Source organism: Paraburkholderia solitsugae (genome assembly GCF_013177695.1).
GTDB lineage: Bacteria > Pseudomonadota > Gammaproteobacteria > Burkholderiales > Burkholderiaceae > Paraburkholderia > Paraburkholderia solitsugae.
Genome location: NZ_WOEY01000148.1, coordinates 1 through 22,693, shown reverse-complemented (window position 1 = coordinate 22,693; position 22,693 = coordinate 1). Strand labels below are relative to the sequence as shown.

General features: G+C 60.8%; 22 protein-coding genes and 4 pseudogenes. 21 read left to right on the top strand and 5 right to left on the bottom strand.

Annotated elements, in window-relative coordinates; all coding sequences use genetic code 11:
• The first annotated feature begins 254 nt into the window (after positions 1 to 254).
• The 4 genes and pseudogenes from GNZ12_RS44760 to GNZ12_RS37490 all read left to right on the top strand — a co-directional run.
• The gene (locus GNZ12_RS44760) at positions 255 to 491 is read left to right on the top strand and encodes a hypothetical protein (RefSeq protein WP_235994010.1); all 237 of its coding nucleotides are present in this window, start codon (positions 255 to 257) and stop codon (positions 489 to 491) included.
• 693 nt (positions 492 to 1,184) lie between these two features.
• The gene (locus GNZ12_RS45165; RefSeq protein WP_268959086.1) at positions 1,185 to 1,316 is read left to right on the top strand and encodes a hypothetical protein; all 132 of its coding nucleotides are present in this window, start codon (positions 1,185 to 1,187) and stop codon (positions 1,314 to 1,316) included.
• Positions 1,294 to 1,810 (top strand): annotated as a pseudogene (locus tag GNZ12_RS37495) (IS6 family transposase); the annotation flags it as partial. The gene GNZ12_RS45165 and the pseudogene GNZ12_RS37495, both read left to right, overlap by 23 nt.
• Before the next feature lie 68 nt (positions 1,811 to 1,878).
• Positions 1,879 to 2,322 (top strand): annotated as a pseudogene (locus GNZ12_RS37490) (alpha/beta hydrolase); the annotation flags it as partial.
• A gap of 40 nt (positions 2,323 to 2,362) precedes the next feature.
• Here the strand turns inward: GNZ12_RS37490 and GNZ12_RS37485 are convergent.
• Entirely contained in the window at positions 2,363 to 3,418 is a 1,056-nt protein-coding gene (locus GNZ12_RS37485; RefSeq protein ID WP_172317192.1) for a GlxA family transcriptional regulator, read from the bottom strand.
• 105 nt (positions 3,419 to 3,523) lie between these two features.
• On the opposite strand from GNZ12_RS37485, the gene GNZ12_RS37480 reads away from it, so the two are divergent.
• The 6 genes from GNZ12_RS37480 (at position 3,524) to GNZ12_RS37455 (ending at position 10,261) form a co-directional block, all read left to right on the top strand.
• Complete coding sequence (locus tag GNZ12_RS37480; protein WP_172317190.1) at positions 3,524 to 4,573, top strand: ABC transporter substrate-binding protein; 1,050 nt, start codon at positions 3,524 to 3,526, stop codon at positions 4,571 to 4,573.
• Between the two features lie 14 nt (positions 4,574 to 4,587).
• Positions 4,588 to 5,652: an ABC transporter ATP-binding protein gene (locus GNZ12_RS37475; protein ID WP_172317188.1), complete on the top strand. Its 1,065-nt coding sequence runs from the start codon at positions 4,588 to 4,590 to the stop codon at positions 5,650 to 5,652.
• Positions 5,649 to 6,491 carry an ABC transporter permease gene (locus GNZ12_RS37470; RefSeq protein ID WP_172317186.1) on the top strand — a complete coding sequence of 281 codons (843 nt, stop codon included), beginning with the start codon at positions 5,649 to 5,651 and terminating at the stop codon, positions 6,489 to 6,491. The genes GNZ12_RS37475 and GNZ12_RS37470 overlap by 4 nt, the downstream gene beginning before the upstream one ends.
• Positions 6,488 to 7,276, top strand: coding sequence for an ABC transporter permease (locus GNZ12_RS37465; RefSeq protein ID WP_172317184.1), 789 nt, complete (start codon positions 6,488 to 6,490; stop codon positions 7,274 to 7,276). The genes GNZ12_RS37470 and GNZ12_RS37465 overlap by 4 nt, the downstream gene beginning before the upstream one ends.
• A gap of 33 nt (positions 7,277 to 7,309) precedes the next feature.
• Entirely contained in the window at positions 7,310 to 8,323 is a 1,014-nt protein-coding gene (locus GNZ12_RS37460; protein WP_172317182.1) for a proline racemase family protein, read from the top strand.
• A 585-nt stretch (positions 8,324 to 8,908) separates the two neighbouring features.
• Complete coding sequence (locus GNZ12_RS37455) at positions 8,909 to 10,261, top strand: hypothetical protein (protein WP_172317180.1); 1,353 nt, start codon at positions 8,909 to 8,911, stop codon at positions 10,259 to 10,261.
• A 63-nt stretch (positions 10,262 to 10,324) separates the two neighbouring features.
• Here GNZ12_RS37455 and GNZ12_RS37450 read toward each other — a convergent pair whose 3' ends face one another.
• Entirely contained in the window at positions 10,325 to 10,540 is a 216-nt protein-coding gene (locus GNZ12_RS37450) for a hypothetical protein (protein WP_172317178.1), read from the bottom strand.
• A 3-nt stretch (positions 10,541 to 10,543) separates the two neighbouring features.
• Between GNZ12_RS37450 and GNZ12_RS37445 the strand changes: the two genes are divergently transcribed.
• From GNZ12_RS37445 to GNZ12_RS44755, 10 genes and pseudogenes are all read left to right on the top strand, one after another.
• A complete protein-coding gene (locus GNZ12_RS37445; RefSeq protein ID WP_172317176.1) occupies positions 10,544 to 10,849 on the top strand; it encodes a hypothetical protein in 306 nt (101 codons plus the stop codon).
• 24 nt (positions 10,850 to 10,873) lie between these two features.
• Positions 10,874 to 11,329 (top strand): type II RES/Xre toxin-antitoxin system antitoxin, encoded by a 456-nt coding sequence (parS, locus tag GNZ12_RS37440; protein WP_172317174.1) that lies wholly within the window; start codon positions 10,874 to 10,876, stop codon positions 11,327 to 11,329.
• Positions 11,326 to 11,796, top strand: coding sequence for an RES family NAD+ phosphorylase (locus tag GNZ12_RS37435; protein ID WP_172317194.1), 471 nt, complete (start codon positions 11,326 to 11,328; stop codon positions 11,794 to 11,796). The genes parS and GNZ12_RS37435 overlap by 4 nt, the downstream gene beginning before the upstream one ends.
• Positions 11,797 to 11,871: 75 nt before the next feature.
• Complete coding sequence (ddpX, locus tag GNZ12_RS37430) at positions 11,872 to 12,435, top strand: D-alanyl-D-alanine dipeptidase (protein ID WP_172317172.1); 564 nt, start codon at positions 11,872 to 11,874, stop codon at positions 12,433 to 12,435.
• Positions 12,436 to 12,500: 65 nt separating this feature from the next.
• A pseudogene (locus GNZ12_RS37425) lies at positions 12,501 to 14,108 on the top strand (ABC transporter substrate-binding protein).
• Between the two features lie 55 nt (positions 14,109 to 14,163).
• Positions 14,164 to 15,234, top strand: a complete 1,071-nt coding sequence (locus GNZ12_RS37420) for an ABC transporter permease (RefSeq protein ID WP_172317169.1) — start codon at positions 14,164 to 14,166, stop codon at positions 15,232 to 15,234.
• A gap of 64 nt (positions 15,235 to 15,298) precedes the next feature.
• Positions 15,299 to 16,213 (top strand): nickel transporter permease, encoded by a 915-nt coding sequence (gene nikC, locus GNZ12_RS37415; protein WP_172317167.1) that lies wholly within the window; start codon positions 15,299 to 15,301, stop codon positions 16,211 to 16,213.
• A 1-nt stretch (position 16,214) separates the two neighbouring features.
• Positions 16,215 to 17,093, top strand: coding sequence for an ABC transporter ATP-binding protein (locus tag GNZ12_RS37410; RefSeq protein WP_172317165.1), 879 nt, complete (start codon positions 16,215 to 16,217; stop codon positions 17,091 to 17,093).
• Positions 17,090 to 17,854 carry an ABC transporter ATP-binding protein gene (locus tag GNZ12_RS37405; protein WP_172317163.1) on the top strand — a complete coding sequence of 255 codons (765 nt, stop codon included), beginning with the start codon at positions 17,090 to 17,092 and terminating at the stop codon, positions 17,852 to 17,854. Before GNZ12_RS37410 ends, GNZ12_RS37405 begins: the two co-directional genes overlap by 4 nt.
• Positions 17,855 to 17,953: 99 nt before the next feature.
• A pseudogene (locus GNZ12_RS44755) lies at positions 17,954 to 18,052 on the top strand (type II toxin-antitoxin system VapC family toxin); the annotation flags it as partial.
• Between the two features lie 323 nt (positions 18,053 to 18,375).
• Here GNZ12_RS44755 and GNZ12_RS37400 read toward each other — a convergent pair.
• From GNZ12_RS37400 to GNZ12_RS37390, 3 genes are all read right to left on the bottom strand, one after another.
• A complete protein-coding gene (locus GNZ12_RS37400) occupies positions 18,376 to 18,753 on the bottom strand; it encodes a hypothetical protein (protein ID WP_172317161.1) in 378 nt (125 codons plus the stop codon).
• 358 nt (positions 18,754 to 19,111) lie between these two features.
• Positions 19,112 to 19,849 carry a hypothetical protein gene (locus GNZ12_RS37395; protein WP_172317159.1) on the bottom strand — a complete coding sequence of 246 codons (738 nt, stop codon included), beginning with the start codon at positions 19,847 to 19,849 and terminating at the stop codon, positions 19,112 to 19,114.
• 145 nt (positions 19,850 to 19,994) lie between these two features.
• Positions 19,995 to 20,135: a hypothetical protein gene (locus GNZ12_RS37390; protein ID WP_172317157.1), complete on the bottom strand. Its 141-nt coding sequence runs from the start codon at positions 20,133 to 20,135 to the stop codon at positions 19,995 to 19,997.
• Positions 20,136 to 21,438: 1,303 nt separating this feature from the next.
• Here GNZ12_RS37390 and GNZ12_RS37385 point away from each other — a divergent pair.
• The coding region (locus tag GNZ12_RS37385) for a tetratricopeptide repeat protein (protein ID WP_216673513.1) at positions 21,439 to 22,693 on the top strand (1,255 nt) is incomplete at its 3' end.

The window sequence follows — 22,693 nt, the reverse complement described above, 5'->3', positions numbered from 1 at the left end:
TAGATTGTGAAATGCTCTTGCCGCAATGTAGTCGCGCTCGTGCATCGCCGGCAACACCCATCGATCTCTGAGAGGGCGTCTGAGAGCCGCAGCTATGGTTGCAGCTTCTTTTGGTGCGCCAGATGCAAAATGCCCAGCGCGGGGCAGGGCTCATCTGTGGTCGACCCGGGAGAGGCGACCTCTTCTTCTTGCTGCTCTCAAGTTGAGAGAGACGGGACATCCACCGTCAGTCGTGAAACCTTTTGAGGAGCGGTATGAAAACTCCAGTCGCGACTGCATTGCTTGTGAGCCTTGGAAGCGGCCTTTCTGGTTGCATCGTCCAGGCCCCGGGGGGTGTCGCTCCCGTGCCCGTTGGAATCACAATTGGATGGCACGGGGACCAGTACTATGATGGCCATCGTTACTGGGCGCACGACGACTGGATGCGCAACCACCCCAATGATCAGGACCCGCACGGTCAACATGACGACCACCACGATGACGATCACTAACGGGCGCGTAATTCGGCATCCGAGGGCACGGCGGTATTGAGGCACCATCTGTCTGAGATGGATTGATCAAACATTATGCGAGGGCACAATGACATCAGACTTCGAGCCAACAGTCATACCAGCTGGGGAGTCGGCCGGGCTATTCGACACCGCATGCAACCACGTGCGAGACATGACGCACGCGCGCTGTGCAGTCGTGATCGTCATCGATGGCGAATCGGGATCGGGGTATTCCGTAATGGGCCCACTTGAGGCGCAGGTTCTTCTGCCAGACATCTTGCAGAAGATGGCAGATACCTTGCGCGGACAGCTCTCAAAGAATCTGCAGTAACTCGCCGTTCGCCTCGCCACACCGATCAAACTCGAGCGGCCTATCATGAACGGCTGGCAAATCTAAAGCAGCGGCCGTTCAGCTTCCGCTCGCGACGGTCGCTTCATGGCCGAGGCCGGCCCTCGAGAAGCTGGCAGGCGTAGTGCTCCGCGGACCTGGCTCCCAGTCACCCTGCCCCGATCAACGCATCCTACACACACAGGCCCATGGGCCTAAAGTCCAATACCGCGAACTTCCGGCGTGAAATACTCTCAGTCGGAGATTGGCTAACTTCAAAAAGCGGCTACCGCGTTCTAGCCGTTTCCCGTCGCCGACGCGCGGGTCAGCCGGCATACAAAGGCAGAACCGACATGGAGATCTGCATGCTTCGCCCCCCCGAATTCCTGATGCAATCGGGTCGCCATGCCTGTCCGAACCCACGCGCCGAGACGCCCGTGATCGTGATCACCGGCGCTTCTTCCGGCATCGGACGCAGCGCGCCGCAAGCCGAGTAGCACGTGGCACATCGATGAGATGTTCGTCACCTTGGATGGCGAACCGTACGTGCTTTGGCGGGCAGTCGACGAGCACAGCGCCGAACTCGACATCCTGCTGCAAAAGCGGCGCGACAAAGCCGCCGCCAAACGTCTCTTCAGGCGTGTGCTGCGCTCAAGCCCGCTGCCACGCAAGATCGTTACCGATCAATTGCGCAGCTATTCCGCAGCGAAAGCCGACATGCCGGATGTTGTTAAACGTGAAGCACGTGTTCGTCAAGGCTGCGGACCGTGTCAACAACCGTGCAGAGAACAGCCATCAGCCCACGCCGGAGCGCGAGCGGCGCATGCGGGGCTTTCGCGCCCCGAAGCGCACGCAGAGCTTCGGTCCGATCCGACGGCACTTCGCATTGAAACGACATCTGCTGCGCGCTTCTCTTTATCGCAAACCCCTCGCAGCGCGGTTCGCCGCATGGCGCGAATTTACCAACGTCACCCAAACTCCGTCGAATGCTTTCCAAGCCATAGTGACTTATGCATCAACACCGACGAAGTCCCGCAAGTTGACAGTGCCTTTTAGAGCATTAATCAGCAAGTTGACGAAGCGGGTATCGAATTGTCTTGCGCAACGGTGCGGCAATTGATTGAGGCGCAGAACCGCCGCGGCATTCCGACTTCGAACATCTTTCTCGGGGGTTTTTCGCAAGGCGGGGCGATGACCTATTCAGCAGGAATGGCGCACCCTGAGGCACTTGCCGGCTTGATCGTGTTGTCAGGTTACGTGCCATCGCCGGGTTTTATCGATAGCCACTTGAGCGCCGCGAACCGTAGCACGCCGATCTTTGCCGCGCACGGCATATACGACGCCGTGCTGCCGATCCAGTTAGGGGAGGCCGCGCGCGACTCTGTGATCGCGCGAGGTTGCAAGGTCGACTGGAGCGCGTATCGAATGCCGCATTCAGTGTGCGAGGAAGAGATATCGGCGCTGCGCGCCTGGCTAGGCACGCTCCTCGCAGCATCTTCCTGAAGCGTCCCGCAGAGTGTCTTTTTGTAGAGAGGCAACTCGGCTACGGCGGTATCGCGCGGTCTGCCGACTTCCGTTGAAACTCGCGCGGCGAGACGCCGAAGCGTGCACGGAAATCCCGCGAGAAATGCGCGCCGTCTGAGAAGCCGCAATCGAGCGCGATCTGGGTGATGCTGCGCGGATTATTGAGCAACAGCCAACTGCCGTATTCGAGCCGCAGCGAGCGCAGGAACGCCATCGGCGAGAGGCCAAGCGCGTCATGAAACGCGCGCTCCAGTTGCCGCCTGCCGACGCCCACATAGCGCGCAATGGCGTCAAGCGTAGGTGGATTGTCGATGCGCTGCTCGACGAAATGGGCCGCCTGACGCACGCGGATATCGGCGATATGCGTGAGATCGGCGTAGAAGTGCGCCTGCGGCAATTTCGCTGGGCGTATGCCTTGCAGCATCATATGGCGCACAACCTGCTGCGCCTTGTCCCGGCCGCAATGACGGGCGACGAGGTATAGCCCGAGATCGATCGCAGCGGTCGAGCCGGCGCACGTGATCAGGTCCCCTTCATCCACGAACAGATGATCGACGACAGCAGGCGTCAGCGGAAAGCGAGCGCGAAACGCGTCGAGCACATTCCAGTGTACGCAGACAACCCGCGCTCCAATCAATCCCGCTTGCGCCAGTGCGAATGTGCCGGTGCAGATACCTAGCATCCGGACGCGGCTCGTGCTCGCTTGCCTCAGCCAGTCGCCTAGCGACGGCGGCAAATACGTGTTGGGATAGTCGTTGCCGCCGCAGACCGCGATGTAGTCGAATTCCGCTGGGTCGTCCGGCAAGCCGCCGCCGACCTGGAGCGTCACCCCTGCGCTCGAGGTGCGGGGCAAGCCGTCCATGCTCATGACACGCCAGCGTGCGTGAATCTGCCGGCTACGCCCGCCGTGATCCGCAGCCAGACGCAGCACGTCGACCAGCCCCGCGAACGCGGCCAGTGTGAATTGGTGCAGCAGAATGAAACCGATGGAAATCTCGGGTTTACCCGTTTCATGGATGGCCGCAGACGTACGCGTGCGGCGGATTTCAGCATCGACGTTGGGCGGACTCGGCATGACGCAATTATTCAATTATTTGGCCGTGACTTGCAAGCTCGCGGCGCCACGCGACGCGCAAGATACAAGTGTGGTCACAACCAGGCAAACCTATCAGGGGACGACATGGGACTCGGAAGTCGCAATACGATCAAGGCAGCCATTGCGCTGGCCGGCACGATAGCTTCACTGGGCGCGGCCGCACAGTCGCCACGACTGACCGTCGCCATGTATGGCGGCAACTGGGGCGACGCCTTTCGCAGTTGCGTGGCTGAGCCCTTCACGAAGGCGACGGGGATCGCCGTGACGCCGGAGCTCGGCACCTCGACCACGACGCTCGCCAAGTTGCAGCAGCAGAAGGCTGCGCCGACCATAGACGTCGCCTGGATGGATGGCGGCATCAGCGAGCTGGCCTATCAAGCCGGTGTGCTCGACAACCTCGATAGCGCCGCGATTCCGAATCTCAAGCAGGTCATCGCCAAGGCGATCTATCGCAGCGGCAATACGACCTATGCGGTCGGCTCCGGCTACTACTCGCTGGGGCTGGCCTACAACACCAAATCGGCCAAGCCCCCGACGAGCTGGAAGGACCTCTGGAATCCCGCCTATGCGGGCGCGGTGACGGTGCCGTCCCCGGCCAACTCCGCCGGCATCCCGTTTGTGGTGTTCCTTGCTCAGGTCTGGGGCGCCGACCCCGCTCATCTCGATCCTGTCTACGCCAGGCTCGCATCGCTCGATACCGCGCTTTTCTACGACAGCTCGGGCGCCGCGACGAACGCCTTCCAAAGCGGTGAGGCCACGATCGGCGCGTTCTTCAACGTCGGCGCGTGGGACCTGATCGATAAGGGCGTGCCGATCGGCTTTGTCGTACCGAAGGAGGGGGCGTGGGCCACCGACGCCCGGCTGCATCTCGTGAAGGGATCGCGCAACAAGGCAGCGGCGGAGAAATTCATCAATGCCGCGCTGACGCCTGAGGCGGCGACATGCCTTGCGACGAAGCTGTATCTCGGCCCTGCCGTCGCAGGCGTCAAGCTGCCCGCCGACGTGGCGCGCAAGCTGCCTTGGGGCGCCAACGGCTCGGTCGACAGCCTGAAACTGTTCGACTGGAGCGTCATCAACGCGCGCCGCGCCGAGATCACGGCTGCGTGGAACCGCCAAGTGGCCACCAAGCAATGAACCGCGCGCAAGCAATGCCAGCCCTTTTGACGCTCGATGCCGTATGCAAGCGCTTTGGCGCGTACACAGCGCTCGACCGGATTCAACTGGATATCCGCCAGGGAGAATTCGTCGCGCTGCTCGGACCGAGCGGCTGCGGAAAGACTACTTTGCTGCGGTCGATCGCAGGCTTTCTGGCCCCCGATAGCGGCCGTATCGTGATCGATGGCGAAGATGTCACCGGTCTGCCGCCCTACCGGCGCCCCCTGAACACGGTGTTCCAGAACTACGCGCTCTTTCCGCACATGAGCGTGCTCGAGAACGTGGCCTACGGTCCGCGACGGCGGGGCGCGTCGCGTCGCGAGGCGAGCGAACGCGCCAGAGCGGCGCTTGAACTGGTCGGTTTGGAATCGCTTGGCGAGCGCTATCCGCGGGAGATGTCTGGCGGCCAGCAGCAGCGTGTGGCGCTGGCGCGTGCGGTCGTCAACCGGCCGAAGCTGCTGCTGCTCGACGAGCCGCTGTCCGCACTCGACATGAAGTTGCGCAAGCGCATGCAGCTCGAACTCAAGCATCTGCAGGAGAAGCTCGGCATTGCGTTCGTGTTCGTCACGCACGATCAGGAGGAGGCGATGACGATGGCCGACCGGATCGTCGTGATGAACGCGGGGCGCATCGAACAGATCGGTGCCGGCACGGACATCTATCGCGCGCCTGCCACGCGCTTCGTCACCGAGTTCATCGGTGACGCCAACCTGATCGACTTTACCGCTGCCAGTGGCGAGATTTCACTGACGTTGCCGGGCGCGCCCGCTCGTTTCGCGCGCGCCGACGCGCCATCAAGGGGCGTCGCCGTGTTGCGACCCGAGCAACTGCGCGTCCTCGACCACGGGGGCCGCGACGATGCGTCACTGTGCTGCGTCTCCGGGGTGCTGATCGACGTGGTGTGCGTCGGCAGTCATACGATGCTTCATGCCAATGTTGACGGCCAGCGCGTAGTTGCCCGCGTGATGGGGCTACCGACGTCAGCAGCGCAAACGGGCGGGACCGTACGTTTCGGTTTTGATCCGTCCGACCTGCATCTGATCGGGGAGCCGGCATGAATCGTCCCGTCGTCACGCCGCTGCTGATGATGGCCGCGCCGATGGTGTTCTTCACGGCCTTCTTTCTCGCGCCGCTCGCCGTGGTGCTGCTCGCCAGCTTGACCAGCCCCGAAACGCATGGCATCTCGCTGGCCAACTACGTGCGCGTGCTGGCCGACCAGTATCACTGGGGCGTCATTCTCGTCACGTTCCGCATCGCCTGCCTGAGTACACTGGCGTGCCTGCTGCTCGGCTATCCGCTCGCCTGGTATCTGGTGCGCGTGGTCCGCTGGGGCCCGTGGCGGCGGATCTGCGTGATCCTGCTCGTGGTGCCGATGCTGACGAGCAACATCGTGCGCTCGTTCGGCTGGATGGTTCTGCTGGGCCGCAACGGGCTCGTCAACCAGACGCTCCTTGCCAGCGGCGCGATCGAGCGGCCCGTGCGGTTCCTCGGCACCGAGCTCGGCATTCTGATCGGCATGGTCTACGTGCTGCTGCCTTTTGTCGTGCTGGCGGTCGGCAATGCGCTCGCGCAAGTCGATCCCGCTGTTGAGCAGGCGTCCGCGGATCTCGGTGCGAGCCCGATCGAGACCTTCCGCTATGTCACATTGCCGTTGACGTTGCCGGGCGTGGTCGCCGGCGCGATCATGGTGTTCACGCTCGCGGTCAGCGCGTATGTGACGCCGGCGCTGTTGTCGGGAGGGCGCGTCACCGTCCTGTCGATGTTGATCTTCCAGCAGTACAGCGCGACGTTCGATTTTCATTACGGCGGCGCGCTCAGTATCGTGCTGCTCGTCTTCACGCTGGTCATGGTCGCGCTGGCGGGCCGGGTCGGCGAGATTCGCGGGGGCGCACGATGATCGCCCGAGCTTCGATTCGTCTTGTCTCCTGGGTCGTGCTTGCCTATCTGGTGCTACCGCTTGTGGTGATTCTCGGCAGCTCGGTGACGGCGTCCCAATTCCTCACGTTTCCGCCGCGCGGCCTGACCTTGCACTGGTACCAGGTGATGTTGTCCGACCCGAGCTACGTCGCGGCGTTCTCGACCAGCACGCTGCTGGCGCTGGCTGCCACGGCGGCAGCGCTTGGGCTCACCGTGCCCGCGGCGCTGGCGTTGGCGCGTTACCCGTTTCCGGGTAAGCGCGCGTTGACGGCCGCGCTGATGGCGCCGCTCGTGCTGCCTCACATCGTGCTCGGCGCGGCCTTGCTGCAATTCGGCGGTTATTTCGGACTCACGCGCAGCTTTGCTTCGCTGTTGATCGGTCATACCGTGATCGTCGCGCCGTTCGTGCTGCGCTCGGTGATGTCGATGATGACGCCCGAGCAGCGCGCGCTCGAGGAGGCGTCTTATGACCTCGGCGGCAATCCGTGGTCAACGTTCTTCCTTGTCGTGTTGCCACGAATCCGTTCCGGCATCGTGACGGGATCGATCTTCGCGTTCATCTCGTCGTGGATCAACGTCGAGCTGTCGATCTTCAACACGACGGCCGACCTCAACACGATACCGGTCAAGCTTTTCAACTACGTGCAGTACACCATCGATCCGACGATCGCCGCTGTATCGGGCGCGACCATCGTCGTGGCGATCGTGGTGATCACGATTCTCGATTTGACGATCGGCCTGGACATGTTGTCCGACCGCACCTAACCCTCTCTCACTTTCCAACGAGGAGCTTCAATCATGCGTAAGCAGGACGCGTTCGACGTCATCTATACCCACACCGAAGGGGAGCCCCTTTGCATCGTACATAGCGGCATCCCTTATCCACCGGGATCAACGATCCTGGAAAAGCGCGCCTTCCTTGAGACGAATTACGACTGGCTGCGCAAGGCGCTGATGCGCGAGCCGCGCGGGCACAAGGACATGTTTGGCGTGTTTCTGACGCCGCCGTCGAGCAAGGAATTCGACGCGGGTCTGATTTACATCGACGGAACTGAATATTCACACATGTGCGGTCACGGCACGATCGCGGTCGGCATGACGATGGTGGCGTTGGGCCTTGTGCCGCGCGGCGACAATGGCGTCACGCGGATTCGTTTCGAAACGACCGCGGGCCTTGTGGTCGCCGAAGTGGCTTCAGAGGGCGACGAGGTGCTGTGGACGCGTTTCGAGAACGTGCCGGCCTATGTGGCCGCGCAGGACATTCCCGTGCACCTGCCGGGCTATGGCGATCTGAAGGCCGATCTCGTCTGGGGTGGCAACTATTTCGGTATCGTCGATTTGTCGAACTGCGCGCTGCGGATCTCTCCCGAGAACGGCAGCGAACTGTCGCGCCTTGGCCTGCTCGTGCGCGACCAGATCAACGAGCAGATGCGCATCCAGCATCCGACCGAGGCGCACATCAACAATCTGAACTTCATCACATTCTGGCATTCGCCGACGATCGAAGGCGCTTTCTACAAAAATGTCCACGTGTTCAGCGCGGGCCAACTGGACCGCTCGCCGGGCGGCACCGGTACCAGCGCGATGATGGCGATGTTCGAGGCGCGCGGCAAACTCAAACTGAATCAGCCGATCCTGTCCGAGGGGTTGCTGGGCAGCGGCACGTTCGAAGGCTGCCTGCTCGGCGAGGTCGACTTGAACGGCACGCGCGCCGTACGTCCGACCGTGAAGGGTACGGCCAGCATTCTCGGCACGGCACGCTGGATGCTCGACCGGAAAGATGAAGTCGGCGCGGGCTTCGTGGTGCGCTAAGTCAGTGAAGCGAGCGGCGGGCACGCTGCTCGCTTCACTGATGCCCGCATACTGGCCGATCGGCGTGCGGCCCATCAGTCCGCTGTTAAGGCCGCCGGTCAGCCCTTTGTCCATATTTCATGCTTGAAACAGTTTTCGACCAAGCTATTCGGTATCGAAGCACCGTCGTGCATCGCGATGAGTACTGGGGCTAGGCGAAAGCATATCGACCGGATTCATCGCAACGTCAAATCACGGATGGACGTCATCCTCGGCTCAAACGCTTAAGGCACTCCACCGTTACGATCTCCGGGATCAAACTGATGCATGGCATTCGCTGAGGCCAACTCGTTCTGACCAACGTGCGGCTCACAGAGACTACCGCGCCTGTCGTCTGGATAGCCAAGCTTTCGGTTTGTTGAGTTGACGCACAAACTGGCGGCTTCTCGCTCGCTTTCGCTATTGGCACCACATCCCACTGGAGCAACGCCGTCAGCGTTTGGGTCACCAGAACAGCTCGTTGGCTGACGACAAGCCCGGCGTGGGTACTCCCTCGCTTATAATCCCTGCATTGATAGTGATTTCACCGGCGGAGAGCCCCATTTTATGAATCAGCCACATGGGCGATATCCGGGACCTCGCGATAAGGGCCCGCGTCAATCGCGCCAACCATCGACTTCTCATCGACAGAACAAGCCATACGTAAAAAAGCCACCTTCGCGGGATCCAAACCAGACGGCATCCATTTTCAAAACGCGTTCGTTTAAATGGCTGGTCGATGCGGTGGGCGCAGAGAATATTGCACTGGGACTCGATTCCAACCTGACGCGTGTGGCCGAATTAATAAACGGCGAGAGATTCACACCCGAGACGGCCTTCCACATTGAAACGACGCTCGGGCTACCCGATGGGTTTTTCGATCAACCCAACCCTGCCCTCACATCCGAGACCATCAATCGTTTGAAGGCGCCACTTGACTTTATTCGTGCTAACGCTGAGCCGGAATCGACGGACGAGCAGGCATCGGAACCGGCTCCTGCAATACCAGCGAACCACCACGCTACCCCCACTGACCGTTTGCCCAGGGAACCAGAAATGTCAAAGAGAACCGATGGCGGCTCGCCACAGGCCGTCGCGACGAGCAAGCCTACAGCGGCAAGGACTGCCAAGGTTACTTCCTCGAAACCGGCATCAGCGAAAGCTAAAGCGTCCGTGAAGTTGGGGGCCCAACAATCCTTGCCGCTGAACGACGTGGCGGCTCTGCAAAGCATTCGTCGCGCCAACCTGCACGTACTTACCTCCCGTAAGGGATCGAAGGTGCGTCTCAGCGCGGTAATGAGTATCAGCGCCTCCAACCTGGACAATCGTCTATATGGGCAGAAGCGCATGGACGACGCCGAAGCCAGCCGTTTCACTGAACGCCTCGGGTTGCCAACTGCCTGGCTGGACATTCCGCGTTCAGTCACGGACATTCCTGAGTCGGTGTTGGCTCTGCTTGATCCACAGTCGGGTCGACCTGCATCTGATCAACAGGAGCTATCAGCTGCGATAAGGCCGGAAGCGGCGGTGGCAAGAAAGTCCTCGGATAAGAAGGCGAAAGCCGCGAGCGATCGACACATCCATCCGTCCGAGGCGAATCATGCCAGCGGCGCCACCGCGACGAAGGCAGTCGTGGAGCAACTGGATCCAGTATTCCCGTCCACCTCCGATCTGGCGATCCGTCAAACTGTTGACAACGATGTGCCACCGTCCGATTCTCACCAGCAGCCTGCGCCAGCCCCCGTTACAGAGGTCGTTGCGGAGCCGCGCCGTTCTGCTCCCGTGACGAGCCTGGACGATCTGATAGGCATTGAACCAATAGCAGAAGCGCTGATCAAGACGCTCGCAGGGAAAGCACGGACTGGACGGCTGGATGAGATGAAAGCGCTGGAACTATTGCGACAGATCGTGTCGCTCTGACCCGAATCGACAGTTCAGCAGAACTCCGTGGCGGCGGGGCTGCCAGCGGAACGGCGCGCCCTTTCAGCAGCCGCCACGTACCCGGTCGTTGAGACGAGAAAACTGCGCGATCGCGAAGGGCCTGCAGTCGTCCCAACCAGGTGCTCTGCGATAGCCTTTTTCACCGCGCAGTGAACTCATCCCGAATAAGACGAACCGGTCGAACAGCAGCGCAGCCTTCTTCGCACGTGATTCAACCGAGATGAAGTAACCTGAGGCAACTGCGACGCGGTTGGTCAAGTTGTGCTTCCCGATGAAAACAAACAAGACACCCCGAACACGGAAATCGGACCTGGTGTTCAGACACCGGAGGGTGTGCGCGTGCGTGTCGATGCGCTCGCGCGCCGAACAGATGGGTTGACGGACACCCGCTTCAATGCCAATTTTGACAGCGAAGTTCTGGACGCACTACCAGCCACACTTCGATTGGCTGCGCGCGGGAATAAAACTGTGCATGTCGACGGCAACGACACCCCGGTGCCAGGACCCGATCAGTCGGATGCCATTATCAACCAAGCGCAATTTCGGCAAAATGCCTATAATGAGTGAGCATTTTGCCAAAACGGAGTTGCTATGGCCACGATTGCCTTCATGCCCACCGGAGCCGGAAATCCGCGCCGGGCGGAACTGACGATGCTCGGGCAGTTGCTTGACGCGCGCATTCGCAACGAGACCGATCTCGCAGAGCTGGCAAGCGAGCGGGTGGCCGTTGAAGTTATCGACCGCTTGACGGCTCAGGGACTGAGGGCGGATGAACTCGCATTCATCATCCCACGTCGCACCCTAACTCACAGGCGTCAGCAGCACGAACGTCTCTCAACCGAGGAATCCGACCGGGCGATCCGTCTGGCGCGCATCCTGGCGCAGGCGGCAGCGGTCTTTGGAAACACTGCAAAAGCGATGCACTGGCTGCGAAACCCGCAGAAGCGCTTCGCAGGCCGCAGTGCGCTTGAGATGGCTAGCACTGAACATGGGGCGCGTCTGGTTGAGGACGCATTGATCCAGATCGACGAAGGATACTTCGCCTGATGGTCTTGTGGAGAATCAGCAACTTTGCCGATCTGAAGGGAATTGGCGGACTTCGTGCACCCGGTAGATGGCATTTTGCAGGGCAGCCTGCGGTCTATCTGGCAGAGCACCCTGCTGGCGCCCTTCTGGAAACGCTCGTGCATCAGGAAATCGGCGGCACCGCGGATCTCCCCGATTCTTATCAGCTGCTGAAGGTTGAGGTCGACGACGGCATTACGATCGCCGAAATGGAAGAGGATGGTTTTCCGCCCGATTGGCGCGACGACCAGGCTTGGACCCAGGCCGCCGGGACAGAGTGGCTCGCGCATGCAACTTCTGCCCTTCTCAAGGTGCCCAGCGCCGTGATGCCTTTTGCCTTTAACTTCATTCTCAATCCCGCCCATAAGGAAGCGTCGTTCATTGAAATCAGCATGGCCATTGAGGTGCGGCAGGATCCGCGCATCCTCCGGCTTTTGACGCGGCCATAGCTGCGAATCTGCCAGGCGAATTTAACCGGTTCGATCGCTGAACCCTCTTTCATTGGATATTCCACCGCGCCCTCCATGACAGAACCGCGACTCATCGAAATCACGCCCGCCACGCACGGCGTCGACATCGACCTCGTCTATGCCACCGAGCGCAACCTGACCGGCAAGCCCATCTACAAGAAGGCCCACTGCTTGCTGCTCGAACCAGCCGAAGCCGGTTTGCGGAAGGCAGTCAAGATTGCCCGCGACGCCGGCCTGACGCTGCGGATTTTCGACGCCTACCGTCCGCCCCAGGCGCAGCAGGTGCTGTGGGATTTCCTGCCGGATCCCACCTACGTCGCTGAGCTTGACCGTGGTTCGAACCATAGCCGCGGCACGGCGATCGACTTGACGCTGCTCGATGCCAGCGGCAACGAACTCGACATGGGCACGGGCTTCGACGCCATGACAATCGAATCCGAGCACTTCCATCCCGGCCTATCCCAGCACGTGCAGCGCAACCGTCTGTTACTGCTCGGCATCATGCACGCCGCGGGTTTCACGCACATCAGGAACGAATGGTGGCATTACGAGCTGCCAGGCTCCCGTGCGCTGCCTCTGATCGACAACAGTGAAAGCGGCCCGTTACGTCTCATGTAGTGGCTTTCGATTTTCCCATCCGTTGTTCCCTGACGGGCTCTACCCCATTTCCTTAAGGAGCGAGTATGAAACTGGTACTGCGCAATGCATTGGCGGCGGCAGCGATCGTCTCCGCCTTGACCCTGTCGTTCACAGCGGCCAGCCCCGCTGCGGCGGCGACGCCGAAAGACATGTTCGTCATGGCGACTTTCCTCGACGAATTCACCACGCTCGATCCCGGCGAAGTCTACGAGCTGGTGCCAGAAGAATATGTGGCGAATACCTATGACCGGCTGGTGCGAGTCGATCTGAAAGACCCGTCGAAGTTCAACGGCGATGTCGCACAATCATGGACCGTCAGCCCCGACGGTCTGACCTTCACGTTCAAGATCCGTCCGGGTCTTAAGTTCCACTCGGGCAATCCGTTGACCGCCGACGACGTCGCCTGGTCGATCCAACGCACGGTCCTGCTCGACAAAGGTGCGGCCGCCGTGCTGCAAGGCATCGGCCTGACTAGGGACAACGTGCTCAACAACGTGAAAAAGATTGATGACACCACCGTCAGTGTGACGACAGACCAGAAATACGCCCCGACGTTTGTCCTGAACGTGCTCGGCGCGTGGCCTGCATCGGTGGTGGACAAACAGTTGCTGCTCTCGCACCAGAAAGCGAATGACTTCGGCAACGACTGGCTGCGCACGAACGAGGCGGGCTCTGGCGCCTACAAGCTCGTCAAGTGGACGGCCAACGACAGCATCGTGCTGCAGCGCTTCGACGGTTATCGCTTACCGCTCGCGATGAAGCGCATTGTGTTGCGTCACGTGCCGGAAGCATCGAGCCAGCGCCTGCTACTCGAGAACGGCGACGTCGATGTGGCGCGCAATCTGAGCCCGGACGATCTCGCCGCACTGACGAAGTCCGGCAAGGCGCATATGAGCGCGGTGCCGCAGGCGACGCTTCTGTACCTCGGCCTCAACGTCAAGAATCCGAACCTGGAAAAACCGGAAGTCCAGGAAGCGATGAAGTGGCTGATTGACTATAACGGCATCCAGAGCAATGTCGCGAAGACCACCTACAAGGTGCACGAAACGTTCCTTCCGGAAGGCTTTCTCGGCGCGCTGAACACGAATCCGTACCAGCAGAACGTCGCAAAGGCCAAGGCGCTGCTGGCAAAAGCCGGGCTTCCGAATGGCTTCTCCGTGACCATGGACGTGCGTAACGGATACCCGTACAGCGAAATCGCCGAAGCCGTGCAGGCCAATCTCGCCTAGGGCGGCATCAAGGTTCAGATCATCCCGGCCGACAACAAGCAGACGCTTGCGAAGTACCGCTCGCGCTCGCACGACATCTATATCGGCGAATGGTCGGCGGACTACATCGACCCGCACAGCAATGCGCAGGGCTTCGCCTGGAATCCGGACAACTCCGACAAATCGGCCTACAAGATGCTCGCGTGGCGCAACTCGTGGGATATTCCTGATCTGACGAAGGAAACCAACGCGGCGCTCGCCGAATCGTCGACCACCAGGCGCGCCGAGCTGTACCAGACGATGCAAAAACAGATGCTTGCGAACTCGCCCTTCGTGATCATGTTCCAACAGGTCTCGCAGGTCGCCGCGCGGCCGGGCGTGACGGGGCTCGAAGTGGGTCCGATCAACGACCTCGTGTCGTATCGTGACCTGAAGAAGCAGTAACGTAAGCGGCGAAGGCGAAACTGTGCTGGCTTCGCCATCGGCCGAGGAACCCATTATGTCGACTCCCCTCACGACTTTCGAGCGCATGCGCGCGCTTTCGGCTGAAAGCGCCAGCGTGCGCTGGACCTTGCGCCTCGTGCGCTGGATCTTCACGCTCGTGATCACCTTCACCGGCTTGCTGGCGGTCACGTTCGTGATCGGCCGCAAGATACCGATCGACCCGGTACTGGCGATTCTAGGCGATCGCGCCTCGGCGGCGGCCTACGCGGCGGCGCGCCTGCAACTCGGGCTCGACAAGCCGCTCACCGTGCAGTTCCTGATCTACGTGCGCGATGTGCTGCATGGCAACTTCGGCATGTCGCTGCTGACGGCGCACCCTGTAATCGAAGACATCCAGCGCGTGTTCCCCGCGACGCTCGAACTCGCGACCCTATCGACGATCATCGGCGTGCTGCTAGGAGTGCCGCTGGGCGTGATCGCCGCCGTGCGCCACAACCGCTGGATCGATCATGTTGCACGCTTCGTCGGTCTCGTCGGCAGCTCGGTGCCAGTGTTCTGGCTTGGACTGATGGGACTGCTATTGTTCTACGCGAAGCTGCACTGGGTAGCCGGTCCGGGCCGCGTCGATCCCGTATTCGACGGTATGATCGATACGCATACGGGCAGCCTGCTGGTCGATTCACTCATCGCGGGCGAATGGGACGTGTTTTTCAATGCGTTCTCCCATATCGCGCTGCCTGCGGCCATTCTCGGCTACTACTCGGTCGCTTATCTGAGCCGGATGACGCGTTCATTCATGCTCGAGCAGTTGAGCCAGGAGTACGTCACTACGGCACGCGCAAAAGGCTTGCCCGAGCGCCGGGTGATCTGGCGTCACGCCTTCGGGAATATCGCCGTGCCGCTTCTGACCGTCATCGCACTCACGTACAGCTATCTGCTCGAAGGCTCGGTGCTGACCGAAATCGTCTTCGCCTGGCCCGGTATCGGCTCATATCTGACGGGCGCACTGCTGAATGCCGATATGAACGCCGTGCTTGGCAGCACGCTCGTGATCGGCGTCACGTTCATCGCGCTCAATCTGCTTACCGACGCGCTCTATCGCGTGTTCGATCCGCGCGCCCGCTGATGCTCCGGAGGTTCCTTCCGTGCTTCCCCCATTGGATCAATCAACGCAAACGCAGGACTGGCCGATGAATGCCGCGCCCCGACGATGGAAAGACTGGCTGCTGAGCGACACGCCCGCGTCACGCAAACAGGCCGCGCTCGGGCTCGCTTATCGGCGCTGGCGACGCCTCGCGGGCAATCCGCTGTCTGTGTTCGGCTTTGTAATTCTCGCCTTGCTGATCATCGTCGCGGCAATCGGACCGCTGATCGCGCCGCACGATCCGTTGCAGCAAGTCCTCTCCGACCGCCTTCTGCCGCCGGGTTCGCCGTCGCACTGGTTCGGCACCGACCAGCTTGGCCGCGACATCCTCTCGCGGCTCATCTACGGCTCGCGGCTCACGCTTTCGATTGCGATTCTCGTCGTGGTGATCGTGGTTCCAGTCGGCCTGCTGATCGGCACCACGGCCGGCTTCTTTGGCGGCTGGGTCGATAACGTACTGATGCGGGTCACCGACGTGGCCCTTGCGTTTCCGAAGATCGTGCTTGCGCTCGCGTTCGCGGCCGCGCTGGGGCCCGGTGTCATCAACGCGGTGATCGCGATTTCGATTACGGCGTGGCCGGCATATGCTCGTCTCGCGCGGGCGGAGACCCTGCGGCTCGTGCAAGCCGATTTCATTCACGTCGCCCGGTTGCAGGGTGCGTCGCAGATGCGCATCCTGTTGCGCTATATCGTGCCGCTATGCTCGTCGTCGGTGATCGTGCGCGCGACCCTCGATATGGCCGGCATCATTCTCACCGTCGCGGGTCTCGGGTTCCTCGGCCTCGGCGCGCAGCCGCCGAGCCCCGAATGGGGTTACATGGTCGCGTCGGGCCGCAACGTGCTGCTCGATTCGTGGTGGGTGGCCACCATTCCGGGCTTTGCCATTCTGCTGGTGAGCCTCGCCTTCAACCTGCTCGGCGACGGTCTGCGCGACGTCTTGGATCCCCGCCATGGAAACTGAAATGTCAGCCGATATGACCCAGCCCCTGTGTGAAATCGACGACCTGCGAATCGGCTTTCGCGGCCACGACGGCGAATTGACGGAAGCCGTACGCGGCCTGTCGCTGACGCTCCATCGCGGCGAGCGGCTTGGCATCGTCGGCGAATCCGGTTCGGGCAAATCGCTGTCCGGGCGCGCGCTGCTCGGCCTGCTGCCGCCTGGCGCGCAATACCATGCGAAGGCGATGAATTTCGATGGTCAGGATCTGCTGGCGATGTCGGCACGCAAGCGCCGGCAACTGTGCGGCCAGCAGATGGGCATGATCCTGCAGGATCCGAAATACTCGCTGAACCCGGTGATGACCGTCGCGCAGCAGATGCGCGAGGCGTTCGACCTGCACGGCCCGAAGCTCGGCCGCCGCGAGATGCGCGAGAAGATCATCGCGGCGCTGGCAGCGGTGCACATCCGCAATCCGGAGCGTGTCGCCGATGCGTACCCGCACGAGTTGTCGGGCGGCATGGGACAACGCGTGATGATCGCCATGATGGTGTCGTCCGGCCCGCGACTCCTCGTCGCCGACGAGCCCACCAGCGCGCTCGACGTGCTCGTCTCGATGCAGGTGCTCGGGATTCTCGACGAAATGATCGAAAAGCACGACACGGGCCTCATTTTCATCAGCCATGACCTGCCGCTCGTGATGTCGTTCTGCGACCGCGTCGTCGTGATGTACGCGGGGCGCGTGGTGGAAACCTGCGCGGCACGCGATCTCATCCACGCCCAGCATCCTTACACGCGCGGCCTGCTCGCGGCGAATCCCCCGCTCGTCAATCCGCCCGATGAACTTCCCGTGCTGAAGCCGGATGCAGCGTGGCTCACTCAATCGACAGGAGCGTCAGCATGATCGACGTCAACGCCCTTACGGTCCGCTTCAGGACGAAGACCGGTTACTTCGACGCAGTGCGCGAGGCGAGCTTTCACGTCGGCGAAGGAGAAGTTTTCGGACTGGTCGGCGAATCCGGATCCGGCAAGTCGACGACCCTGCGCGCGCTGACCGGCCTCGCGCCCATCGCTGGCGGCAATATGAAGATCGGCTCGCATGTGCCCGGAGAAAAGATCAACCGCTCGTTTCGACGCGAAGTGCAGATGGTCTTTCAGGATCCGTACGGCTCACTGCATCCGCGTTTCACAGTCGATCAGACCTTGCGCGAGCCGCTGACCATCAACGGCATCGACCGGCAGGACGAGCGCATCGTCGATGCGCTACACGAAGTCGGGTTGGGCCCGGCGTATCGCTTCCGCTATCCGCATCAGTTGTCAGGGGGTCAGCGGCAGCGCGTCTCGATCGCACGGGCACTGATTCTCGAACCGCGCGTGCTGCTGCTCGATGAGCCGACGTCCGCGCTCGATGTGTCCGTGCAGGCCGAGATTCTCAATCTGCTGCGACGGCTTCATCGAGAGCGCAATCTGACGATGATGCTCGTGAGCCACAACCTGGCCGTGGTCGGCTTTCTCTGCTCGCGCGTCGCGGTCATGCGCAATGGCGAGATCGTCGAGCAGTGCGATGTCGCGTCCATTCGCGCGCAACAGGTCGAGCATGAGTACACGCACAGCCTGCTACTCGCGACCACGGGCTATCAGCGCAAGCCGGTTCAAGCATTATGAAGCGCATCTGTCCACGCAGGTCTTCAGAGCGACGCACCGCCGCACACCACGATCTGATGTCCGGCAATCGACCCACCATCCGGTCCGAGCAGGAATTGCGCTCATGCCATTGCGTTGGGACTGACACTCGTGACTGACAACACGAGAGAGTTCAGCCCAATTTGCGGCCTCACGATCGAGAATTGGCTTGAACGATAGCCGGTGCTTTCAACAGGACCGTTACGCGACACATAAGCACTGCTCGGGGTCGCGGATCGAAGGACCGCTTTCAAGGGCTTCCCGTTGTTCGAACGCCTCGGGTGACGCGTCGAATGAATGACGTCTCACGGCTGTCACCTGCCCTCGCAACTCAATGTACCGTACAAAAATGATCGGATTAGTTACACAAAAATTGATCACTTTAATTATGTAAAATGTGTAGTAATCCGAAGTTTATCGAGAACCGAATTAACAATGCAACTACCCCTGCGGCAAGTGCTGCGCCTGAATAAGTAATCTGTTAAGGCTCGCCGATACGGCGATTACGGGATCGGCGAAGGGTCCGTTCCCGTCAGAAAAACCCTCAGCTGCCGCTCCGCTTCGAATACTTCGTGAAGAGGAGCCCTTGCGAGCTGGGCGTCATACAGGGTCAGCAGCGCTTCAAAGTCGCAGATTACCTCAGACGCGAGCCCCCATTCCCCCGTCTCATGAGCGTGCGCCAGGGTGTTCTCGACCGCGTATTCGGCGATCTTGAACTGCTCCACCAGTTGGTTGCCGTAACCAGCGCGCTGCAGATACCAGCTCAGGTACACCGCGCGCATAAGTTCATTGACCAGATGGCTGTTGCCATGTCCGTCGCGGCATGCGACCAGCGCAAGATGACAGGACAGCGACCGTTCACTGGCGGAGGCGAGATCCATCGGCAATAGAAGTGCTTTCGTCAGCGGCCTGCGGGCTCGGCCGGGGGACCTGTTTCGCCTGGAAGACATTTTTTCGACATTGCGACGCCGGGAAGCGATTGATTATAGCGAAGCCATATCAGAGATACGGCCGCGACGACAATCAAGGGCTGAGTTCGACCCTCATCCGCCATTGGAGCCGGCGCCAGGTCAACGGCCGCTTCCGAGTGTACAGCGGTCATTCAACCGCTCGTGGCGGCCGGAAAGTCATCAGCCAGACCGGTCGTACGGACCTCATGCTATTTTAGAAATCCTTAACGATTAGCGCATTGTTGCGCGCGATTACAAGCGCGCCTATTTCGAATGTAAGTCGCTACACTTAGTTGCCGAATTTGGTCAGCTTGTCGACGCTAATATAGCCGCTCTGTGCCTTCTGGTGCGAGTCCATCGGGACCCAGTTGATAGTTACTTTTGATTCACTCTCGGTCCAGCAACCGACCCCGGTCACTTGAAAACTGGCCGTAAGATATACCGCGAGATTGCCGACACCATCCGCCGCTGAACACCTCGCCGTCGTGAATTGAACGAGCCCTTTCCCGGCATCCGCCTCGTATGCTAGGCCAGCCTTGCGAGCAATGGCGCCATAAGCCTCAAGTCGAGCCTTGACCTTGCCCGCCGCTTCTCGCTTCGCGACTTCAGCCGCGGGGAGAGGGGGCGGCATATGGTACTCGGGAACAGGGGCTTGCGTGGGTTCCAGTGGCCCGTTCACCGATTCACTCGGCTCAAACGAACTGATTACAGACTTATCGAATTGCGCTTCCTGAATACCCCCAAAGACGGCCAAACCGTTGCCATTGGAGACCCCCTGCCACACCACCTTGATAGCCCCTGAGTATTCAGTCCAGCATCCCGAGAGAACCATTTTCCCGCCGCCGATCATGAACACAGAATATCCCGGCGCACTCTTCAACGCAGGGGGAGACAGGGCACCGCCCTTGCATGCCAGGTCGGTAAAGGTGATGGTGGCTGCGGCGCCTTCCTGCATCTGGCCGATGACCTTCGCATGCGCGCCGGTGAATGTGAGGGCCAGCGCTGCGGTAGCGATAATACATTTCATGACTTCTCCAGCCGTGAGGGGGAGGCGGGTTACCCTCGCTTGATGTGGCGGCGGTTCGGCCCGGCGGTAGCCCAAGTTTTAGCAGCCAGTCTTCGGACAAGATCGAGTGCGCTGCGGTTGCCCGTTACCAGCGGTGTGCTATCGGTCATGTCTGAGTTCTCTCGCAGGTATCCGCTAGAAATGCCGTTCCGACCATCATGATTTCGTGACCGGTGCGCAGCGCTTCGTCGAGACCGAGGCAGCGAAACTGCAAGCGCGTGAGAAGATCTTCGATGGATTCGCTCACTGGTTTCTCCTCGAATGCTCCGTAAAGGTCGTCACAGAATGGGCTCCAGCAAAAGCAAAATGGGGCGCACGGGCGAATCATTCGGACCTCGCCGTAGTCACCGCTGTAGTGAATTGCTGTTTGAATCGATCCAGTTGTGAAGAGTGAGCGCTGACGAAACCGAATTCCGAATTTTGCTTCGAACCAATCGTCCATCTGATTCTGGATCTCCGGTGGCATGCTGCGCGGACGCCGATTTTCGGGCGAGGAAACTTGGATTGATGCGCCATCCATGCGAGTTGAAAATCCGCGATATAAAGGAATCCCACCCGACAGACGGGGCCACTCTACGGCGTCATTCCACATAATCATCCCTGTACAATTGACTCCATATTGACGACAGTCTCGTCTTCAGCAAGGGGGATTCCCCCTTGCTGAAGGATACCAAATGGCAATCCTCGTCGGAGGCTGTATCCACAAGTTATGCTGGTCATGCAGCCGGACCGACTGGTTGCTGAGTGCGTTGCCGACGGCGTACAGCAGCGCAGATGCAGGCGCGACACAACGTGCGCCGATCTGCTTGGCGCCAGTCAGGAACGTACAGTGACTATTACCACGAGTATAGGGGCTGCGACCGTTTCACCATACTGCTGTCGCCTAACCATAGGATGTCCGCTTAAGGCGCCGGCTTCGTGGTGACCCGATCGATACGCCTTAAGGACGCCTCGCCGGCGCAATGTGAATTCTCGGGGCAAATTCAAGCCGGATGCCGGCCGGCCGGGCCGGGGAAACGTGGAGCCCCCGACACATGATTGGCGCCCAAGGGCTCAGGCGTTTTCGCACACGCGAAAATGTTGGCGGGTCGCTTACTGCTGCGCGGAGCTTCACATCCGGTCAACGGCAGTCGCATAGGGGCTTTACTGTGGTCGCCGTAGAGGTTCGCAACCTTGCGCGCCGAAGCCTGATCACCAAAAGCGGCGACAGGGAGGCTCGATTGGGAGGCGCTCCGAGTGATCGCAAGCCGTTATAATCATTCTCGACGAAAGCCGGGGGGCGGGCGCGAGACTGATGCGCGCTCAACACAGAACGAAGCGGGGCAAACATGAGAACAAGCCGTGCCGCAATCTTGACAACCCTATCGTGCGCGCTTTTTACTTGCATGGGTGGTTGCCAGAAATCAGAAACGCCTTCTCAATCTCCGACGGGGCAAGCGGGGAACGCGGCCGCGCCAGTAGTCCAGGCAGCGGCGATGCAACCGAGTTCAATGGTGAGCCCATCCGACGCTGGATCACCGCCCTCCAGCCAGGAGTGGATCGGCGTCACCTTGTCGAGCAAGGAACGTGAGACCGACCGATTTTGCAGGCTTCACTTCGACGTGGACAACCACACCGACCTGAATTTCACGAACCTCTCGATTAAGGCGGTCACCCGTGATTCGGCTGGCAATATTGTGGATGAACTGGCACTCAACGATCGCGTCCCTCCGCAGGGCCATACGACCATGGAAGTACCCGCTGATCATTGCCCCGCTGTTTCGTCGATCGAGTTGCAGCACGTCAAGAGCATCACGGAGATCGATGGCACCTTTGTTAGCGGCGCCTTGGAAGGCCGGGTTACGGCGTTGCCGCTCCGATGGGCCAACCACGTTCAAGACATTACACTCAAATCGAACGGCGGACCAATTCCCGCTGAAGTGGCCGCCAGCCCCGCGTCGCAGGAGACTGCGCGCGCATCCAGCCAAAGAAACATGCTGGAAAGCGCGCTGGATCCCTTCGCCCCGAACAGAAAGCTGTTCGATCAGTTTCGGGACCAGGGCGGACTCAACGCGGAAAACTCGTTCTACGGCCTTCCTGTGGAAGGAGTGGTCGTGCAGTGGGAGCGTTCCGGCGCTTATAGCACAGCCATCATGAACGTCCCCGGAAGTGTTTCCCCGGCTCAGGTCCGAACCGCGCTCTCGGCCGCCTGCAAAGCTCCGCCCGCGGCGTGGACCTACAAGATCGACCCCTGGCCCTTTGGCACCGTCCGCAATGGTGCCATTACCTGTACATACGTCGGGTCGGAACGCTCATCCTCGCTTGAGGTGTCGATTGGCCGGGAAGACGACTCCAGTTCCGGAGCATCTTCGTCCGACAGCGCGAATGCGCCCACGGGTTCGAGTTCGCCGACACCTTCCGCGCCGTCGGCTCCCGCGGTCCTCGCTTCCACAACTCAACCGATCAATTGCGCAGCAGCCGCACAGTGCGCAAAGGCAATGCTGGCGGCGGCGAAGTCACAAGACCTCGCGGCCGCCATGGCTGCTGCGGCGGCCATGGACGCGTTGCCCAAGCCTGCCCGCGGTGACCGCAATACTGCGCGCAAACTCAACCAGCAAGGGCTCTTAGCACTAGCAGCCGCCAATCCGGACGGTGCGGTGAAGTTGTTTAGCCAGGCCACAGCCGCCGACCCTGGCGATCAAGAGATTATTGGCAACCTGGCCTACGCTTACTCCGCGGCGGGCGATCAGATCAAAGCCGAAGACACTGCTGTTCTCGCACTGTCGATCAACCCGCGGCGCACAAGCATCTGGGCGCCGTTGGCGG

Bases quoted from the DNA above. Each gene is read 5' to 3' on its own strand.
- GNZ12_RS44760 (WP_235994010.1), top strand. From the start codon at position 255: ATGAAAACTCCAGTCGCGACTGCATTGCTTGTGAGCCTTGGAAGCGGC.
- GNZ12_RS45165 (WP_268959086.1), top strand. From the start codon at position 1,185: ATGCTTCGCCCCCCCGAATTCCTGATGCAATCGGGTCGCCATGCCTGT.
- GNZ12_RS37485 (WP_172317192.1), bottom strand. From the start codon at position 3,418: ATGCCGAGTCCGCCCAACGTCGATGCTGAAATCCGCCGCACGCGTACG.
- GNZ12_RS37480 (WP_172317190.1), top strand. From the start codon at position 3,524: ATGGGACTCGGAAGTCGCAATACGATCAAGGCAGCCATTGCGCTGGCC.
- GNZ12_RS37475 (WP_172317188.1), top strand. From the start codon at position 4,588: ATGCCAGCCCTTTTGACGCTCGATGCCGTATGCAAGCGCTTTGGCGCG.
- GNZ12_RS37470 (WP_172317186.1), top strand. From the start codon at position 5,649: ATGAATCGTCCCGTCGTCACGCCGCTGCTGATGATGGCCGCGCCGATG.
- GNZ12_RS37465 (WP_172317184.1), top strand. From the start codon at position 6,488: ATGATCGCCCGAGCTTCGATTCGTCTTGTCTCCTGGGTCGTGCTTGCC.
- GNZ12_RS37460 (WP_172317182.1), top strand. From the start codon at position 7,310: ATGCGTAAGCAGGACGCGTTCGACGTCATCTATACCCACACCGAAGGG.
- GNZ12_RS37455 (WP_172317180.1), top strand. From the start codon at position 8,909: ATGAATCAGCCACATGGGCGATATCCGGGACCTCGCGATAAGGGCCCG.
- parS (WP_172317174.1), top strand. From the start codon at position 10,874: ATGGCCACGATTGCCTTCATGCCCACCGGAGCCGGAAATCCGCGCCGG.
- ddpX (WP_172317172.1), top strand. From the start codon at position 11,872: ATGACAGAACCGCGACTCATCGAAATCACGCCCGCCACGCACGGCGTC.
- GNZ12_RS37420 (WP_172317169.1), top strand. From the start codon at position 14,164: ATGTCGACTCCCCTCACGACTTTCGAGCGCATGCGCGCGCTTTCGGCT.
- nikC (WP_172317167.1), top strand. From the start codon at position 15,299: ATGAATGCCGCGCCCCGACGATGGAAAGACTGGCTGCTGAGCGACACG.
- GNZ12_RS37410 (WP_172317165.1), top strand. From the start codon at position 16,215: ATGTCAGCCGATATGACCCAGCCCCTGTGTGAAATCGACGACCTGCGA.
- GNZ12_RS37405 (WP_172317163.1), top strand. From the start codon at position 17,090: ATGATCGACGTCAACGCCCTTACGGTCCGCTTCAGGACGAAGACCGGT.
- GNZ12_RS37400 (WP_172317161.1), bottom strand. From the start codon at position 18,753: ATGGATCTCGCCTCCGCCAGTGAACGGTCGCTGTCCTGTCATCTTGCG.
- GNZ12_RS37395 (WP_172317159.1), bottom strand. From the start codon at position 19,849: ATGAAATGTATTATCGCTACCGCAGCGCTGGCCCTCACATTCACCGGC.